We start from the raw sequence: 15,514 nt of genomic DNA, 5'->3' as shown, positions 1-15,514 counted from the left end.
GGGGAGACAAAGATGTTGAAGCGGGCATTGGTGGGGCTGGTGGTGTTTGGCGGCATTCTTCTCTGGCATTTCGGGAGGAACGGCCTGATGCCGACCCTCGCGCAGGAAGCGCTGCTTGCGCCGCCCGCCCAGGCCACTTCGGTCAGCTTCAAGTCTGGCGCCTGGGCTTGTACCTCCGAAGAATTCAAGCTGCAGGTGCTGGACCACAGATATTATGCAAACCCGGTGGTGATCAAGATCATCGGCGGCGCACCCGAGTTCTGCCGCGAGATCAATGCCAGGCATGACTATGCGCTGCTCGCTCCCGCCCCGGGCAACATGGCGTACGCCAGTCCCTGCCCGGATCACAGCTGCGTCGCGTTCAATGCTCACGTGGCGGTGAACGGCGAGGAAGCCGACTGGGTGCTTTACGCACCCAACAGCTTCATCGCTTCCTCTCGCTGACGCACCAAGCAATAGGCCAGACGCGGGCCGCCCCCGCAAGCTGGCAGCGGCACGCGGCGCCAGCGAAAGTCCTTCTCCACTGCGGCACCTGCCGGTATCGGCAATCATCACCAGCGTGGAAGACGCGGTTGAACCTGCCCACGACCGTCAGGCGTTCGCGCCGACTGTCCACGCGGACGCTGCCGGTTGCCGCCGTCGTACCACGAAATCACGAGCACCCCAGGAACGCCCATGACAACGGAAGCACAGAGCAGGCAGTTCGAGTTCAAGCAGGCGATCATCGAATTGCTGTGGAACGACGACACGCCCTAGGCCGCCGCCGGAGTCGTGGCGCGGTGCACCTCGCACGAGGAGCGCGAGCACGCCCTGTGGATGGCGGTGGCCCTTCAACGAGCCGCCGCGGTAACCGCGCTGCTGCAGGCAGGGATCAGCGCGCAGGCGCGGGAGGCAGCCCTGTCGCTGCTGTGCGGAGGGCTCGCGAGGGCCGGAGCGCCCAAAGCCGACACGCACGTCGCGGAGTGGGGTGCCTGGAGCGTGAATACCATCGACATACCCGTCAAGGTCGGAACATCCCCGTTCTGGTTCGAGGCGGAGAAATTGATGGACATCTACCTGGAGCAAGGTCGCATCAAGGGCGACTGGCTCGTCATGCTGCCTGCGTTGCGTGAAGGTGTCGCACCAGGCAGCCTGGAACGATTCATCCAGACGCTGAACCAGGCCGGCAGCAGGGAGATCCATATCGCGACGGCGTTGCTGCGGGCGGAGATCGATCGACAGGCGCTGCAGGGCGGGATGGGCGAGCCGCAGCCAGTGCAGGGCTAAGGCCCGAGACCGCTCGCGAGCCTCGCGACCCGGCCAATCAACGGCAGCAAAGGGGCGGAGGGCGCCGGGTTCAAGCGGCGGCCGCGCGCCGCCGTGATCTGCACCTGGATGCCAAAGCCGCCCGACAAGGCATCCTGGTCGGGGCCGTCATTCCCGGCTCAATCGAACAAGCGGCGCTCGCGTCCTTCGTGATCGAGCAGCCAGCGCTTGCGGGCCAGCCCGCCCGCGTAGCCGGTCAGCGAGCCGTTGCTGCCCAGCGCGCGGTGGCAAGGCACGAACAGCGAAATCGGGTTGCGCCCCACCGCCGCGCCCACCGGGTGGAACGCCTCGGGCCGGCCAATCGCCCGCGCCAACGCCGCGTACGTCGTCGTCTCCCCGTACGGCACCGCGCACAGCGCGCGCCACACCTGCTGCTGGAACGCGGTGCCTTCCGGCGCCAGCGGCATCTCCAGGTGCGTCAGCTCGCCGGCGAAATAGGCGTCCAGCTGCCGCCCGGCCTCGTGCAACAAGGGCGTCGCGGCCTTCCGCCACCCGGCTTCCGGCGAGATGGCCGGAAAGTACTTCTGCCCCTCGAACCAGCCGCCTTTCAGGGCTCCGTCGCGCTCGGCGACGAGGAAAACGCCCAGCGGCGTATCGACGGAAAGGTAGGCCAGGTCGTCGGGCATGAAGCAGGGGAAAGCAGATGGCTGGCGACGCAGCCGATGCGATGCACGGTACTCCCCGCGGCCGTCGAGGCGAAGCGCGTCCGTCTCACCCCCTCACCGCCACACCACGCAGTCGCGCGAATCACCTGCTTGGCGGAATACGTCGGCGGAGGGTCAGGGCGGCTGGCCGATGCGCGAGACGAGGCGCACCGCGTACGACAGAACAGCCAGCCGCCGCCCCTCCCCGATCAGCGATTGACCCTGCCCGGTCGTGACAAGTCGCCCGAGGCCACCTTGAACACGTCGACAACGCACAGCAGCGGATCGTGCACGCTGGCGTTGACGCGCAAGGCGGCGGTGACACCGTCGAAACCGGCGGCGTCGACGGCGCCGATGTCGTCGAACGGCACCCGCACCTCCAGCGAGTGGTCGTCGAAGACGGGGCTCCAGCCGGGGCTGTCGATCAGGATCGGCAGGCCTGGCCAGGTCCTGGGCAGTCGCGGCTTGCTGCCCTCGGCGATGTCGACCACCTTCAGCGCGCCCTTGCCGCAGGCGTCGTCGGGCTGCAGCACCACCCAGTGCGAGTGCCACAGGTTGCCATCATTGCCGGGGTCGCCATCGCCGTTCTCGTCGAACAGCGGGGTGTCGTCGAAGTCGGGATGCGCAGTGACCGCGAACGCGAGAATGCCGCTGCCATGCTCGAAGCCGACCAGGTAGGGATCGAGCGTGGTCGGCCACACGTAGGAGAACACGCTGCTGCCGGCGAGCTTGCCGGTCTTCACCGGCTTGCTGTCGCCGGCCTTGCCGGATACGGCGATGTGAAACGTGGCGATGTTTCCCTCGGTGCTGACCCTGGTATGCACGATGTCGAACGGTGCCTGCACGGCTTTGGCCGGTGCGCTGGCGATGCCACCAGCGTGCGTGGTGCCGTCATGGGCGAAGCTGGCCGAACCGCCCAGCAGCAGTGCCACGGCGATGGCAAGACGCGCGCGGGTGCCGAGCGGCTGACGTGGATGCAACGGCGAGTGTGTGGACATGGCGACTCCTCATCGGGGATGTGCCGCCTTGGCGGATGCTTGGCGACGTGGGGCCAGCGTCGCCCCGGAGCGCTCTCCACAGGTGTTATTTTGTCCATGAAATACCACTGATCGTCCAGGATGCGGAAGCAAACCATGGCTACCCTCGACCGCTTGTCGTCACTGATGGAGCGCTTCCACGTGCGGGCGCACCTGTTTCATGCCGGGGCGCTGTGCGGGTTGGCGCAATTCGACGCCCGGCCGGGACGGGGTTTCCTGCACGTGTTGCGACGGGGCGAACTGGTGGTGACGCATCGCCCGCGCAGCGGTGTGCCGCGCCGCATCGAGGTGGCCGAACCGAGCCTGTTGTTCTACCCGCGCCCGCTGGCGCACAGCTTCCACAACCCGCCGGCCGAGGGTTCGGATTTCGTCTGCGCCACGCTTGATTTCGATGGCGGCGCGCGGCATCCGCTGGCGCGCGCCCTGCCGCCGCTGCTGGTGCTGCCGCTGCGGGCGGTGGACGGCCTGGAGCAGACGCTGGCGCTGCTGTTCGCGGAAGCCGAGCGGGTACGCTGCGGCCAGCGCCTGCTGGCCGACCGCCTGTTCGACGTGTTGGTGCTGCAACTGCTGCGCTGGCTGCTCGACCATCCCGCAGAGGCGAAACTGCCGCCGGGCATGCTGACCGGCCTGTCGGACCCGAAGCTGGCGCGCACACTGACCGCGATCCACGAGCAGCCCGGCGCAGACTGGTCGCTGGCCGCCATGGCCGAGACCGCCGGCATGTCGCGCAGTGCATTTGCCGCCGCCTTCAAGCAGCACGTCGGCCACACGCCGGTCGAATACCTCACGCAATGGCGCGTTGCCGTCGCGCAGGCCCTGCTTCGCCAAGGCGCTTCGCTGAAAACGGCGAGCCTGCAGCTCGGCTATCGCAACGCGTCGTCACTGTCGCGGGTTTTCACCCAGTCTGTGGGCATGTCGCCGCGCGCGTGGTTGCGGAATGGGGGAGCTGAAAAAGGCAATGAGCCACGTCTCCCTCAACCCGGTGCCGGGGGTGGACGGTGAGGCTTGAACAGCAGGGGCGACTCGTCAAAGGCAACCCAACCGAACTGATCGCACAGCCGCCGTACCAGCGGGGTGCAGTCCGAGCGACGCGAGCAGTGCGGCGCCAGTGACCGGGTCGCATGCTCACCGGGTCGGGAAAATTCCACCCGGCCCTCGCCCACTTCCCCGGATGCATCCGTAGCGGATGACCAGGTCAAGGCAGGCAGTGCCTGTTCCAGGCAGATGGAAACCTCCTCGGCATCAATGGGCAGCACCGACTCGGCACCGGGATCGGCCGCGGAAAGCGGGAGCTCCGCGGGCTTCAGGAAAATGCATGACTTCGACGTGCAATTCTCGCTCGGCACCCTGCGTGCGGTCCGAGAGGGTCAGTCAAACCCGGGCCAGCTCACCAGGTCTCCTTTGATTGGCCTCAACCTGCCATTCCGCCCCTCATCATCCGTCGCGCATTGCCCCCGACACTTTTCTCCCACTTCTTCAAACGAGCGAACGCCGAGGTTTCCCGAGCAACTCGATCAGCCGCAACTCGCACGGCGAGAAATCGTGCCCCCGGCGCTGCGAGATCACGAACGTCAGCGGGCCCATGTGCCAGGCGCGACGCTCAAGCTCGACGAGCGCTCCGCTTGCCAGATCCTCGCTGACCAGGTGCCGTGGCAAGTGTCCCCAGCCGAGGCCGGCCTTGAGCAGGTCGCGTTTGGCGCCCAGGTCGTTGACCAGCCACTGGCGCTTGCCGGCTACACCCTGCTGGCTCTCTTCGGCGCCGGGCTGGTTGTCCGTGACGATGACCTGTATGTATCGGCCAAACTCGTCCACCGGGATGGGTTTGGGTGTCGAAGCGAGCGGATAGGACGGCGCGCATACCGTCACCATCTCCTCCTCGCGCAGCCAGTGGCGTTCGATGGCTTGCGGGTTCACTTCCGGCACGTCGTTGATGGTGACGGCCAGCGCGCACACTTTTTCGAGCACCAGCTTTTCGCCGCCCTGCATGGTGGTGATGCGCAGGTTGATCGCGGCGGTCGGAAACTCTTCCTGCAGCGTGCGCAAGCCGTCGACCAGGTGGGCGCGCGGGAAGTAGGCGTCGACCGCCACCGATACCTGCGGCACGCCGGCCTTGGCGATCGCGCCGGCGCGGTTCTTCATTTCCTCCGTACGCGAGATCACCGCCCGGGCGTCCGGCAGAAGGCTGCGCCCCGCCGCGGTGAGCTGGGCCTTGCGCGTGTTGCGCTCGAACAGCTCGACGTCGAACGCACTCTCCAGCGCCTTGATCGCGTGGCTGATGGCCGACTGCGCCCGCGCGAGCTTGCGCGCGGCACCCGAGAAGCTGCCCTGGTCGCACACCGCAACGAACGCACGCAGCTGGTTGATGGTGACGTTGTCGAGCATCGGTTATCCAGAAAATAGATCGTATCAAGCGATATTTCGTCAATTGGATTGATGCGTCAAGCGACCCAGATAGGTGGGGCAACCGGCTCGAACAGGCCGGATCACTCCACTCAAGAAGGATCATCCCCATGAGCTACGCCATCATCGGTTTCGGTTCCATAGGCCAGGCCCTAGCCCGCGCGTTCGCTCGCAACGACATCGAGGTCACGGTCGCCAGTCGGCGGCCGCCCGAAGCCCTGTTGCCCCAAGCGCAGGCGATCGGCCCCAAGGTTATCCCCCGGACATTGCAGGAAGCGGTCAAGGCGGACGTGATCATCCTGGCGGTGCTGTTCGAGGCGCACCAGGACGTCGGCAAGGCGCTTCCGGACTGGAAGGGCAAGACGATCATCGACGCGATGAACACGAATGCCCCCGTCGAAACGCTCGACGGCCTCCCCTCCTCTGCCTTCGCCGCCAGGTCGTTCCCCGGCGCCAGGTTCGTCAAGGGCTTCAATCACCTGCTGGCGCGCACGCTGACCACCGACCCGAACGTCCAGGGCGGCCACCGGGTGGTGTTCCTGTCGGGCGACGACGAAGCGGCCACCGCGCAAGTGGCGGACCTTGCCAAGCGACTCGGCTTCGCCCCCGTCAACCTCGGCAGGTTCGACGAAGGCGGCACCCTGGTGCAGGCACGCGGCCGCGTCTGGGGCCCGCTGATTTTCCAGGACCTGTTCAAGCAGCAGCCCTGAGCGCGTACGGCCATCGCGACAAGGATCGCGATCGGCGCGCCATCCCCATCACTGCTTCGGCAGTTGCAACCCCATCCAGGATTCATGACATGAGCAAGTTGCATGGAAAGACCGCGGTGATCACCGGCGGCGCCACCGGCATCGGCCGCGCGGCGGCAAAGCGCTTCATCGAGGACGGCGCCTTCGTCTTCATCTACGGCCGTCGGCAGGAAGCGCTCGACGCCGCGGTGGCCGAACTCGGCCCCAACGCCCGCGCAGTGCAGGGTTCGGTCTCGGACCCGACCGATCTCGACCGGCTTTACGCAACGGTGAAGGCCGAGCGCGGAACGCTCGACATCGTGTTCGCCAACGCCGGGACGGGCAGCCTGCTTCCGCTGGGCGAGATCACCGCCGAACACATCGACGAAACCTTCGACACCAATGTGAAGGGCACGATTTTCACGGTGCAGAAGGCACTGCCGCTGATGGGCCCGGGCGGCTCGATCATCCTGACCGGATCGAGCGCCGGCACCACCGGCGCCCCGGCGTTCGGCGTCTACAGCGCGAGCAAGGCCGCCGTGCGCAACCTCGCCAAGACCTTCGCGCAGGACCTGAAGGGCACCGGCATCCGGGTCAACGTGCTGTCGCCCGGGCCGACGGCGACCGAACTGGCCAAGGCCGCGGTGGGCGAGGAAGGCATGAAGGTGTTCGCCTCGATGAACCCGCTGCAGCGCATGGCCGAACCGGCGGAGATCGGGGCGGCGGCGGCCTTTCTCGCGTCGTCGGACAGCGGCTTCATGACCGCCAGCGAGCTCGCCGTCGATGGCGGGCTGGCGCAGATCTGACGCGCCAGGCCCGGCCGGCATTCACCACGAGCTTTTCAGAAGCGCTGACGCGAGTCATCCGCCCCACTGATTTTCCACGACCTATTCGAAATTCAAGAAGGAGCCGTGAGCGATGCCGGGCGATCACGACACGATCGTGACCACCCCGCGGGCCGGATCACGGCGCGATGAACATCGACCTCTACCAAGGAACATCCCATGTCCAACCCATCCGATTTCCCGAAAGAACTTGCCGGCCGCCGTGCCCTGGTCACCGGAGGCACACGCGGCATCGGCGCGGCGATCGCGCAGCGCCTTCTCGATGCCGGCGCCAAGGTCGTGGTCGCCGCACGCAAGCGCGACGACGACATGCCCGCCGGGGCAACGTTCGTATCCGGCGACGTCGCCACTAGCGAAGGCGTGGAGGCGATCGCGACACAGGCGATCGCGGCGCTCGGCGGCCTCGACATCCTCGTGAACAACGCGGGCGGTGCGCGCGCTTTTCTGGAAGGGTCCTCGACGATTCCCGACGAGGCATGGCACGACAGCCTCGAGCTCAACCTCTTCGCCGCGATCCGCCTCACCAACGCCGTCCTCCCCGCGCTTCGGGACTCGAAGGTTGCAGCCGTCGTGAACATATCCTCGGCGGCGGCGGCAATGCCGTTCGGCGCCTTTGCTCACTACGGCGCTGCAAAGGCGGCGCTCGAGTACTACTCGCGCACGCTCGCCCTGGAAGTGGCGCCGGCAATCCGCGTGAACGTCGTGTCGCCCGGCGTCATCGCCACGCCGGGCTCCGACGAGTTCGCCAGGACGACGCCGGGATTTTCCACGGACGCGTGGCTGCAGCTTCTGCCGCTTGGCCGCATCGGCGCCACCGAGGACATCGCCGAAGTCGTGGCGCTGCTCGTGTCGGATCGCGGCAAGTTCCTGACCGGCGCGAATTACCGCGTGGATGGCGGCATGACCGCGCGCTGACGCATCTGGCTTCCCGCCGGATTCGGTGCGCCCGCGGCGACCCGATCGAATGGCTGCCGGCCGGCAAGACGATGAGGCCCGGCATCCACGCGGCCTGTCTGTCGCGCAAGCCTTTGCCGATCGAGGCATGAGGTTGGAGGATTTTCACGAAGCCGCATACGCCACCCATCCCTTGAACGTGAAAGCCGCATAGAACAGCTCATGTCGCTCGAAGCCGGCCTGCTCCAGCAAGTCGACCTCGGCTTCGGGGGGAAGCAGCGGGAGACGGCTGGCCATCGCTTCGATCGTGGCGGCCGGGGTTGCCACCGGCATGCCGTTTGAAGTCATGAAAGCCACGTGCCTGCCAAGCCAGCGCAGCTTTTCGTCCCGTGCATCGGGAACGCTGTGGTGTGCCATGACGAGCGGGGCGCCGGGTTTCAATCGGCGCCTCAGCTCGCGCAGCGCATGCAAGCGTTCGTCGACGGACAGGAAGTGCATGGTCAGCAGGCAAACCGCGCCGTCGAATTCGATGGCCGGAGCCGCATCGATGGTGCCCTCCAGCAACTCCACCCGCGGCGCCAGCGGCCCCAGCGTCTGGACGGCCAATTCCAGCATCGGCGCCGACGGGTCGACGCCGAGCAGACGCCAGTGCGGGTAGGTCTCGGCAAAGGCCTTGAGCTCAAGACCTCCACCGGCGCCGAGCACCAGCACGCGCCCATCGGAGGGCACGTGCTCGTGCAGGAGCAGGCCGGTCATCTGGTGGAGCGCATGCAATCCGGGCACCTGGCGCAGCGGCCCGTCCGTGTATCGCGCCACCGCCTGGGGATCGTTGAAAGAAGACATGCTGCCCTCGCCCGCTTGACATGGAGGCACTAACGTAACATCGTTTGTTACATGAAACGAGACAGCCGACTTTCCGCCGTACTCCATGCCTTGCTGCACATGGCCGAGTGCGATGCGCCGATGACGTCCGATGCGCTGGCGCAGTGCCTTGGCACGCATCCGGTGGTGGTCCGCCGCACCATGGGCCTGCTGCGCGAGGCCGGCCTGGTCACGGCGGATCGCGGACACGCCGGCGGCTGGCGCATTTCGGCGGATCTCTCCAAGGTCACGCTGCGCCAGTTGCACGAAGCGCTGGGCGAGCCTGCACTGTTCGCCGTGGGCAACCGGAATGAACATCCCGAATGCCTCGTCGAGCAGGCGATCAATGCGGCGCTGGACACCGCCTTCGCCGACGCCGAGGCACTGCTGCTGCAGCGGTTCGAGTCGGTCACCCTGGCCGCGCTGGCCGCGGATTTCGCGCGCCGCCATGGCGCCCGTCGGTCGAGGCACCGGCATGAAGCATGACGTGATCATCATCGGCGGCAGCTACTCGGGCATGGCCGCGGCCCTGCAGCTGCTGCGGGCGCGCCGCAGCGTGCTCATCATCGACGGCGGCAAGCGACGCAATCGCAGCGCCAGTCATTCCCACGGATTCCTGGGCCAGGACGGCATCGATCCCGCCGCACTGGCCCGCGTTGCCCGCGAGCAACTGCACGCGTATCCCACGCTGACCTGGCTGGATGGCGAGGTCGAGCAAGCAACCGGCACGAGGGACGACTTCCAGGTGGCCTGTGGCGGCACCACGTATTCAGCCAGGCGTTTGCTGCTGGCGATCGGCGTGTCGGATCGGCTGCCCGAAATCCCCGGCCTGGCCGAGCGCTGGGGCAGGAGCATCTTCCACTGCCCGTATTGCCACGGCTATGAACTGGATCAGGGCCGCATCGGCGTCATCGCGACAGGGCCGATGTCGATCCATCAGGCGCAACTGCTGCCGGAGTGGGGAAACACCACGTTCTTCCCCAACGGTACGTTCGAACTCGACGAGGCTGCCGCGCGGGAACTGGCGCGCCGCGGCGTGACGGTCGAAGCGACGCGAATCGTGCGGATCGACGCAGACGCCGACGTCGTGCTCACCAACGGACGACGCGTGAGCTTCGCCGGCCTGTTCACCGCGCCGCGGAACGAACCCTCGACGCCGATCGCGGCACAGCTCGGTTGCGAACTGGTCGAGACGCCGATGGGCCTGCAGATATCCACCGGCGAAACCAGGGAGACCACCGTGCCGGGCGTGTTCGCCTGCGGTGACGCCGCGAAGATCCCGCACTCGGTTTCGCTTGCGGTGGGCGACGGCGCCTGGGCCGGCGCGCAGATTCACCGCTCGCTGGTGTGGCCGGGGTCGTAGCCAACGTCCAAACCCTGGACGGCAACTCACGAAGCGGGTTCTTCCAGCGCCCGATTGAGCCGATCCCGAGGCACGGCCTGCACATGCTCGTCGGAGACACGGACATTGCCGCCATGCCGGGCCCCGGCTTCGAGCACGGCGCGATGATCGCCCAGGACGGCCGCAACGTGCGGCCCACGCAGAACCGGAACCGCAAATACGTTCCCCGGGAATCGATCGCCCGGGTGCTGAAGCTGGAAATACGCTGAAACCCACAAAGACGGCGGTCTGAAGTCGCCGTCTTTGGCATCGGTGCCGACAACGAGGCAAACTGCACGTCTGTCCAGACGATACGCGGAACGCGCCCATGCACGGCGAATACAAGATGCCCGGCGGCAAGCTGGTGGTGGTCGACCTGGAGGTTCGCGACGGCCGGCTTGCCGGCGTGCAGGTGAGCGGGGATTTCTTCCTGGAGCCGGACAGCGCGCTGCACGCGATCAACCGGGCGCTGGAAGGCCGGCCGCAGGATGCCGACGAGGCTGCCCTCGCCACCGCCATCCAGCACGGGCTGGCGGACGATGTGATGATGTATGGCCTTTCCGCGCAGGCGATCGCGATTGCCGTGCGCCGTGCCGTGGATGGAGATGCCGCATGATGCGCAGCGAATGGCGTGACCACGACTGGCAGTTGATCCACACCACGCCGCAATCGCCCAGCCTGCACATGGCACTGGACGACGTGCTGGTGCACGAGGTGGGCGCCGGGCATCGTCCGCCGACCTTGCGCGTCTGGGAGTGGGCCTCCCCGGCGGTGGTGATCGGCCGCTTCCAGTCGCTGCGCAACGAGGTCGACATGGAAGCCGCGCGGCGCCACGGCATCGAGGTGGTGCGGCGGATCTCCGGCGGCGGCGCGATGTTCATCGAGCCGGGCAACACCATCACCTATTCGATCTGCGCGCCGCTGTCGCTGATCAAGGGCCTGTCGTTCCAGCAGGCGTATGCGTGCATGGACGAGTGGGTGATCGAGGCGCTGGCCACGCTGGGCATCAAGGCGTGGTACCAGCCGCTCAACGACATCACTTCCGCAGGCGGCAAGATCGCCGGCGCCGCGCAGGCGCATCGCGGCGGCGCGGTGCTGCACCACGTCACCATGGCTTACGACATCGACGCGGTGAAGATGCTCGACGTGCTGCGCATCGGCCGCGAGAAACTGTCCGACAAGGGCACCACCAGCGCAGCCAAGCGGGTCGACCCGTTGCGCAGCCAGACCGGCCTGCCGCGCGAGGCGGTGATCGAGCAGATGATCGCCACCTTCCGCCAGCGCCACGGACTCGCCGACGACGTCCTGCGCGCCGGCGAGCTGGCCCGCGCCGAAGCGCTGGCGCGCGAGCGGTTCTCCAGCCAGGCGTGGCTGGCCGACGTGGCGTAGACGTCGCGCCACCGGCGAGAGTCGGCGGGCAGTGCCCGCCCTACGCGCGCTTCAGAACCGGCTGAACGACCAGGATTGCATGCGGCCGTCCTTGTACGGCATCACGCCGTGGAACGGCCGCGGGTCGTCGTCGAACACCAGCGGCAGGAAATGGCGGTCGCCCTCCCACATCGGCAGCTCCAGCAGCCGCGCGCGCGCGACCCATTCCAGCGCGCCTTCGTGATTGCCCTGCAGCGGCGTGCCGCGCCACGCGTCGATCAGGAAGATGAAGCCCAGCCAGTCCTCGCCGTGCTTGCCGAAGCCGGGCCAGTTCAGAGTGCCGCGCAGGCGCATCGACTCGCACTCGATCGCGGCCTCCTCGCGGATCTCGCGCCGCATGCAGGTGGCGATGTCCTCCCCCGGCTCCATCTTGCCGCCCAGCCCGTTGTACTTGCCCAGGTGCTGGTCGTCCGGCCGCGTGTTGCGGTGGATCATCAGCACCTGCCTGCGATCCGGCGACAACACGTAACCCAGGGTGGCGACGATCGGCGTGTAGGGCATCGCGCTCTCGCGGCAAAAACCCGAGTTTAACGGCGAATGGCGACGCGCCGGACCCACGGCGGGAGAACGTTGCGCGCGCGGGGTTGCACGATCGCCGCTGCGCCGCGACCATCAGGGGATGACTTTCCGCATCCCATGCCACTCGACCGCCCGAAACCGCCGCCGCTGGATGCCGGCCGCGGTGTTGCTCGGCCTGCTGCTCACCCTGCCCGGCTGCACGTCGAAGGCGCGGGCGCTGGACAGCGACGAGGTGGCGTTTGCCGGGCAGCAGTACCGGGTCGTGCACATCAACCTCAAGCGCGAACAGTTGGGCCTGCACTGGCGCAATCCGCAGGATGGCCAGCCGTTCGGCAGCGTCGAGAGCCTGCGCCAGTGGGGCGAGGCACATGGCCAACGGTTGCTGTTCGCGGCCAATGCCGGCATCTACGACCACAAGTTTGCGCCGCTGGGCCTGTACGTGGAGGACGGCAGGACGCTGGTGCCACTGAACTTGGTCCACGGCAATCCCGCATCGGGCAATTTCTCGCTGCTGCCCAATGGCGTGTTCGCGATCTACCCGGACGGCCATGCCGCGGTGCGCACCAGCGCGGCGTTCAAGGCCGACGACAAGGCGGTGCGGACGGCGACCCAGTCCGGCCCGATGCTGCTGATCGACGGCAAGCTCAACGAGCAGTTCATCGACGACTCGGCCAGCCTCAAGTGGCGCAGCGGCGTGTGCGCGCCGTCGCCGCACGAGGTGGTATTCGCGGTGAGCGAGGCGCCGGTGAACTTCCACACGTTTGGACGGCTGTTCCGCGACAAGCTGCATTGCCGCGATGCGTTGTACCTGGACGGCAGCATCTCGCAGATCTACGTGGACGGCGCGGGCTACGCCGGCGCGCCGGCCTTCATGGTCAAGCCGTACGCCGGCATCTTTGCCGTGTTCGCCAAGCCTTGATCCGTGACCACCCACCCCATGACGACATGCCCTTGACCTCACGCTCCTGGCGCATCGCACGCGCCGTCCTGGCGAGCCTGCTGGCCTTGCTGCTGGTTGCCTTCGCCGCGGCGTGGTGGCTGCTCGCCGGCGGTCGCGCGCGGCTCGACGGCACGCGCGCGGTGGCGGCGCTGCAGGCGCCGGTGACGATCAGCCGCGACGCGCTGGGCACGGTCACCATCGAAGGCGGCAACCGCGCCGATGTCACCTGGGCGATGGGTTACGTGCACGCACAGGAGCGCTTTTTCCAGATGGACCTGATGCGCCGCGCGAGCGCGGGCGAGCTGGCCGCGCTGGTGGGGCCGGCGGCGCTGCCGGTGGATCTCGACCATCGCCGCCATCGCCTGCGCGCGGTGGTCGACGCGGCATGGGCCGCGATGCCGCCGGCGCAGAAGGACGTGCTGCGCCGCTACGCCGCCGGCGTCAACGCGGGGCTGGCCGACCTGCGCGTGCGGCCGTGGGAATACCTGCTGCTGGGCAGCCAGCCGCAGCCGTGGCAGCCGCAGGACAGCGCCCTGGTCATCGCGGCGATGTACCTGGACCTCAACAGCGGCGGGCGCAACGAGCGCGAGTTGCGCATTGCCCAGATGCGCGACGTGCTGCCGGCATCGCTGGTGGATTTCCTGCTCGCGCCCGACCCCGACTGGGAGGCGCCGCTGCGCGGGCGCTTGTCGCGTTCGCCAGTGGTGCCCGGCGCGGACGTGCTGGACCTGCGCCAGTTGCCGGCCAATGCGGCCACCGCGGGCCTGGCCGCCGCGGTGGCACCCGCGCTGGATGCGCCACGCCCCGGCAGCAACAACTTCGCCGTGGCCGGGTGGCTCACCGGCAACGGCGCGGCAATGCTGGCCAACGACATGCACCTGGCCTTGCGCGTACCCAACATCTGGTTCCGCGCCCGCTTGCGCTATCCCGACGCCGGCGCACCGCACGGCCGGCGCGACGTCAACGGCGTCAGCCTGCCCGGCACGCCGGCGATCATCGCCGGCTCCAACGGCCAGGTCGCCTGGGGCTTCACCAACAGCTACGGCGACTGGGCCGACTGGGTGCGCGTGCGGCGTGATCCGGCCGATTCCACGCGCTACAAGGTGCCTGACGGCTGGGCCACGCTGGAAACCCACGACGAGCACATCCAGGTCAAGGGCCAGCCCGACACCATCCTGAAAGTGGAGGACACCCGCTGGGGCCCGATCATGGCCACCGACACCGACGGCACGCCGCTGGCGCTGGCCTGGATCGCGCAACAGCCACGCAGCTACAACCTCGGCCTGCTGCGGATGGAGCAAGTGGCAAACGTGGCCGACGCGCTGCAGCTCGCACCCACCCTGGGCATGCCGCCGCAGAACCTGCTGGTGGCCGACAGCAGCGGCAGCATCGGCTGGACCATCGCCGGCAACAGCATCCCGCTGCGCGTGGGCATCGACCCGCTGCTGCCGTCGGACTGGTCCGCGTCCGGCATCGGCTGGCAGGGCTGGGCCGCGCCCGCGCAGTACCCGCGCATCGAGAATCCCGCCGACGGCAGACTGTGGACCGCCAACAACCGCACCGTCGACGGCGCCGCGCTGAGCCTGCTCGGCAACGGCGGGCACGATCTCGGCGCGCGCGCGCAGCAGATCCGCGACGACCTGCACGCGCGCGCCAGCTTCACCCCCGGCGACCTGCTCGACATCCAGCTCGACGACCACGCGCTGTTCCTCACCCGCTGGCAGGCGCTGCTGCAACGCACACTGGCCGACAGCCACGACCCGCTGCTGCAGCAAATGAGCCGGCTCACCCGCCACTGGCGCGGCCGCGCCGCCGTCGACAGCGTCGACTACCGGCTGGTGCGCGCTTTCCGCACACAGGTCAGCCAGGCGGTGCTGGCGCCGTTCGTCGCGCGGGTGAAACAACGCCATGCGGATTTCCGCTGGCCCGGCGAGCACAGCCCGGAAGCGGCGGTGTGGATGCTGATCCACGCGCGACCCGACTGGCTGCTCGATCCGAAGTATCCCGACTGGCCTGCCCTGCTCACCGACTCCGCGCTCCAGGTGGCGCGGCAGCTCGACCGGCAACCCGGCGGCCTCGCCGCGCGCCACTGGGGCGAGATCAATCGCAGCGACATCAGGCATCCGCTGGCCGCCGCCCTGCCCGCATGGCTGGCCCGCTTCATCGACATGCCCGACCAGCCGCTGCCCGGCGACCACAACATGCCGCGCGTGGCGGTACCGGGCTTCGGCGCCTCCGAACGGCTCGACGTCTCCCCCGGCCACGAAGACCGCGGCATTCTGGAAATGCCCGGCGGCCAGAGCGACAACCCGCTCTCGCCGTTCTTCGGCGCAGGGCACCAGGACTGGGTTCAGGGGCGTCCCACTCCGCTGCTGCCGGGCCAGGCCACGCACACGCTGACGCTGCAACCGGAAGCCGGCTGACCACGACCTCGCATGCCCGGGCGCCCGGGCCTCGCAGGTCCGGCGCGTCGCCCCCGCGGGGCGGCATGGCTCCCGCCACCCCGCCACCCGGCGCGGCGTGCCGAAAAGT

At 68.2% G+C, this 15,514-nt stretch carries 18 protein-coding genes; 13 read left to right on the top strand and 5 right to left on the bottom strand.

All coding sequences use genetic code 11. The features are described from left to right. Positions 1-12: 12 nt before the first annotated feature. The gene (locus ACVCL9_RS02260) at positions 13-444 is read left to right on the top strand and encodes a hypothetical protein (protein ID WP_395117402.1); all 432 of its coding nucleotides are present in this window, start codon (positions 13-15) and stop codon (positions 442-444) included. Between the two features lie 327 nt (positions 445-771). Further along, positions 772-1,266, top strand: coding sequence for a hypothetical protein (locus ACVCL9_RS02255; protein ID WP_447099289.1), 495 nt, complete (start codon positions 772-774; stop codon positions 1,264-1,266). 158 nt (positions 1,267-1,424) lie between these two features. Here the strand turns inward: ACVCL9_RS02255 and ACVCL9_RS02250 are convergent, their stop codons facing one another. Then, positions 1,425-1,931, bottom strand: a complete 507-nt coding sequence (locus ACVCL9_RS02250) for a methylated-DNA--[protein]-cysteine S-methyltransferase (RefSeq protein ID WP_447099290.1) — start codon at positions 1,929-1,931, stop codon at positions 1,425-1,427. A gap of 227 nt (positions 1,932-2,158) precedes the next feature. Continuing rightward, entirely contained in the window at positions 2,159-2,947 is a 789-nt protein-coding gene (locus ACVCL9_RS02245) for a hypothetical protein (RefSeq protein WP_447099291.1), read from the bottom strand. Positions 2,948-3,082: 135 nt separating this feature from the next. Here ACVCL9_RS02245 and ACVCL9_RS02240 point away from each other — a divergent pair, with 135 nt between their 5' ends. After that, on the top strand, positions 3,083-3,988 hold the full coding sequence (locus tag ACVCL9_RS02240) for an AraC family transcriptional regulator (RefSeq protein WP_447099292.1): 906 nt from the start codon (positions 3,083-3,085) through the stop codon (positions 3,986-3,988). Between the two features lie 474 nt (positions 3,989-4,462). Here the strand turns inward: ACVCL9_RS02240 and ACVCL9_RS02235 are convergent, their stop codons facing one another. Continuing rightward, the gene (locus ACVCL9_RS02235) at positions 4,463-5,368 is read right to left on the bottom strand and encodes a LysR family transcriptional regulator (RefSeq protein ID WP_447099293.1); all 906 of its coding nucleotides are present in this window, start codon (positions 5,366-5,368) and stop codon (positions 4,463-4,465) included. A gap of 128 nt (positions 5,369-5,496) precedes the next feature. Between ACVCL9_RS02235 and ACVCL9_RS02230 the strand changes: the two genes are divergently transcribed. The 3 genes from ACVCL9_RS02230 (at position 5,497) to ACVCL9_RS02220 (ending at position 7,874) form a co-directional block, all read left to right on the top strand. Then, entirely contained in the window at positions 5,497-6,096 is a 600-nt protein-coding gene (locus ACVCL9_RS02230; RefSeq protein WP_447099294.1) for an NADPH-dependent F420 reductase, read from the top strand. An 89-nt stretch (positions 6,097-6,185) separates the two neighbouring features. Beyond that, positions 6,186-6,920 carry an SDR family NAD(P)-dependent oxidoreductase gene (locus tag ACVCL9_RS02225; RefSeq protein WP_447099295.1) on the top strand — a complete coding sequence of 245 codons (735 nt, stop codon included), beginning with the start codon at positions 6,186-6,188 and terminating at the stop codon, positions 6,918-6,920. 198 nt (positions 6,921-7,118) lie between these two features. Further along, positions 7,119-7,874 (top strand): oxidoreductase, encoded by a 756-nt coding sequence (locus ACVCL9_RS02220; protein ID WP_447099296.1) that lies wholly within the window; start codon positions 7,119-7,121, stop codon positions 7,872-7,874. Positions 7,875-8,018: 144 nt separating this feature from the next. On the opposite strand, the gene ACVCL9_RS02215 is transcribed toward ACVCL9_RS02220, so the two are convergent. Beyond that, on the bottom strand, positions 8,019-8,696 hold the full coding sequence (locus tag ACVCL9_RS02215; protein ID WP_447099473.1) for a class I SAM-dependent methyltransferase: 678 nt from the start codon (positions 8,694-8,696) through the stop codon (positions 8,019-8,021). A 51-nt stretch (positions 8,697-8,747) separates the two neighbouring features. On the opposite strand from ACVCL9_RS02215, the gene ACVCL9_RS02210 reads away from it, so the two are divergent. The 5 genes from ACVCL9_RS02210 to ACVCL9_RS02190 all read left to right on the top strand — a co-directional run bounded on the left by ACVCL9_RS02210 (position 8,748) and on the right by ACVCL9_RS02190 (position 11,484). After that, entirely contained in the window at positions 8,748-9,200 is a 453-nt protein-coding gene (locus ACVCL9_RS02210; RefSeq protein WP_447099297.1) for an Rrf2 family transcriptional regulator, read from the top strand. Then, positions 9,190-10,077, top strand: coding sequence for an NAD(P)/FAD-dependent oxidoreductase (locus tag ACVCL9_RS02205; protein WP_447099298.1), 888 nt, complete (start codon positions 9,190-9,192; stop codon positions 10,075-10,077). Before ACVCL9_RS02210 ends, ACVCL9_RS02205 begins: the two co-directional genes overlap by 11 nt. Positions 10,078-10,160: 83 nt before the next feature. Then, on the top strand, positions 10,161-10,325 hold the full coding sequence (locus ACVCL9_RS02200; protein ID WP_447099299.1) for a hypothetical protein: 165 nt from the start codon (positions 10,161-10,163) through the stop codon (positions 10,323-10,325). A 98-nt stretch (positions 10,326-10,423) separates the two neighbouring features. Beyond that, complete coding sequence (locus ACVCL9_RS02195; RefSeq protein ID WP_395117375.1) at positions 10,424-10,711, top strand: biotin--protein ligase; 288 nt, start codon at positions 10,424-10,426, stop codon at positions 10,709-10,711. Continuing rightward, on the top strand, positions 10,708-11,484 hold the full coding sequence (locus tag ACVCL9_RS02190) for a lipoate--protein ligase family protein (RefSeq protein WP_447099300.1): 777 nt from the start codon (positions 10,708-10,710) through the stop codon (positions 11,482-11,484). Before ACVCL9_RS02195 ends, ACVCL9_RS02190 begins: the two co-directional genes overlap by 4 nt. A gap of 51 nt (positions 11,485-11,535) precedes the next feature. Here ACVCL9_RS02190 and ACVCL9_RS02185 read toward each other — a convergent pair whose 3' ends face one another. Then, on the bottom strand, positions 11,536-12,024 hold the full coding sequence (locus ACVCL9_RS02185) for an NUDIX hydrolase (protein ID WP_447099301.1): 489 nt from the start codon (positions 12,022-12,024) through the stop codon (positions 11,536-11,538). A 169-nt stretch (positions 12,025-12,193) separates the two neighbouring features. Here ACVCL9_RS02185 and ACVCL9_RS02180 point away from each other — a divergent pair, with 169 nt between their 5' ends. Next, positions 12,194-12,961 (top strand): phosphodiester glycosidase family protein, encoded by a 768-nt coding sequence (locus ACVCL9_RS02180; protein ID WP_447099474.1) that lies wholly within the window; start codon positions 12,194-12,196, stop codon positions 12,959-12,961. A 26-nt stretch (positions 12,962-12,987) separates the two neighbouring features. Next, on the top strand, positions 12,988-15,405 hold the full coding sequence (locus ACVCL9_RS02175; protein ID WP_447099302.1) for a penicillin acylase family protein: 2,418 nt from the start codon (positions 12,988-12,990) through the stop codon (positions 15,403-15,405). The last annotated feature ends 109 nt before the right edge of the window (positions 15,406-15,514 follow it).

It is taken from the genome of Rhodanobacter sp. UC4438_H5, assembly GCF_052978405.1.
This window is presented reverse-complemented; position numbering and strand designations above follow the sequence as displayed.

Coding starts and splice junctions, on each gene's coding strand:
- ACVCL9_RS02260 (WP_395117402.1), top strand. CDS start 13: ATGTTGAAGCGGGCATTGGTGGGGCTGGTGGTGTTTGGCGGCATTCTT.
- ACVCL9_RS02250 (WP_447099290.1), bottom strand. CDS start 1,931: ATGCCCGACGACCTGGCCTACCTTTCCGTCGATACGCCGCTGGGCGTT.
- ACVCL9_RS02245 (WP_447099291.1), bottom strand. CDS start 2,947: ATGTCCACACACTCGCCGTTGCATCCACGTCAGCCGCTCGGCACCCGC.
- ACVCL9_RS02240 (WP_447099292.1), top strand. CDS start 3,083: ATGGCTACCCTCGACCGCTTGTCGTCACTGATGGAGCGCTTCCACGTG.
- ACVCL9_RS02235 (WP_447099293.1), bottom strand. CDS start 5,368: ATGCTCGACAACGTCACCATCAACCAGCTGCGTGCGTTCGTTGCGGTG.
- ACVCL9_RS02230 (WP_447099294.1), top strand. CDS start 5,497: ATGAGCTACGCCATCATCGGTTTCGGTTCCATAGGCCAGGCCCTAGCC.
- ACVCL9_RS02225 (WP_447099295.1), top strand. CDS start 6,186: ATGAGCAAGTTGCATGGAAAGACCGCGGTGATCACCGGCGGCGCCACC.
- ACVCL9_RS02220 (WP_447099296.1), top strand. CDS start 7,119: ATGTCCAACCCATCCGATTTCCCGAAAGAACTTGCCGGCCGCCGTGCC.
- ACVCL9_RS02215 (WP_447099473.1), bottom strand. CDS start 8,696: ATGTCTTCTTTCAACGATCCCCAGGCGGTGGCGCGATACACGGACGGG.
- ACVCL9_RS02210 (WP_447099297.1), top strand. CDS start 8,748: ATGAAACGAGACAGCCGACTTTCCGCCGTACTCCATGCCTTGCTGCAC.
- ACVCL9_RS02205 (WP_447099298.1), top strand. CDS start 9,190: ATGAAGCATGACGTGATCATCATCGGCGGCAGCTACTCGGGCATGGCC.
- ACVCL9_RS02200 (WP_447099299.1), top strand. CDS start 10,161: ATGCTCGTCGGAGACACGGACATTGCCGCCATGCCGGGCCCCGGCTTC.
- ACVCL9_RS02195 (WP_395117375.1), top strand. CDS start 10,424: ATGCACGGCGAATACAAGATGCCCGGCGGCAAGCTGGTGGTGGTCGAC.
- ACVCL9_RS02190 (WP_447099300.1), top strand. CDS start 10,708: ATGATGCGCAGCGAATGGCGTGACCACGACTGGCAGTTGATCCACACC.
- ACVCL9_RS02185 (WP_447099301.1), bottom strand. CDS start 12,024: ATGCCCTACACGCCGATCGTCGCCACCCTGGGTTACGTGTTGTCGCCG.
- ACVCL9_RS02180 (WP_447099474.1), top strand. CDS start 12,194: ATGCCGGCCGCGGTGTTGCTCGGCCTGCTGCTCACCCTGCCCGGCTGC.
- ACVCL9_RS02175 (WP_447099302.1), top strand. CDS start 12,988: ATGCCCTTGACCTCACGCTCCTGGCGCATCGCACGCGCCGTCCTGGCG.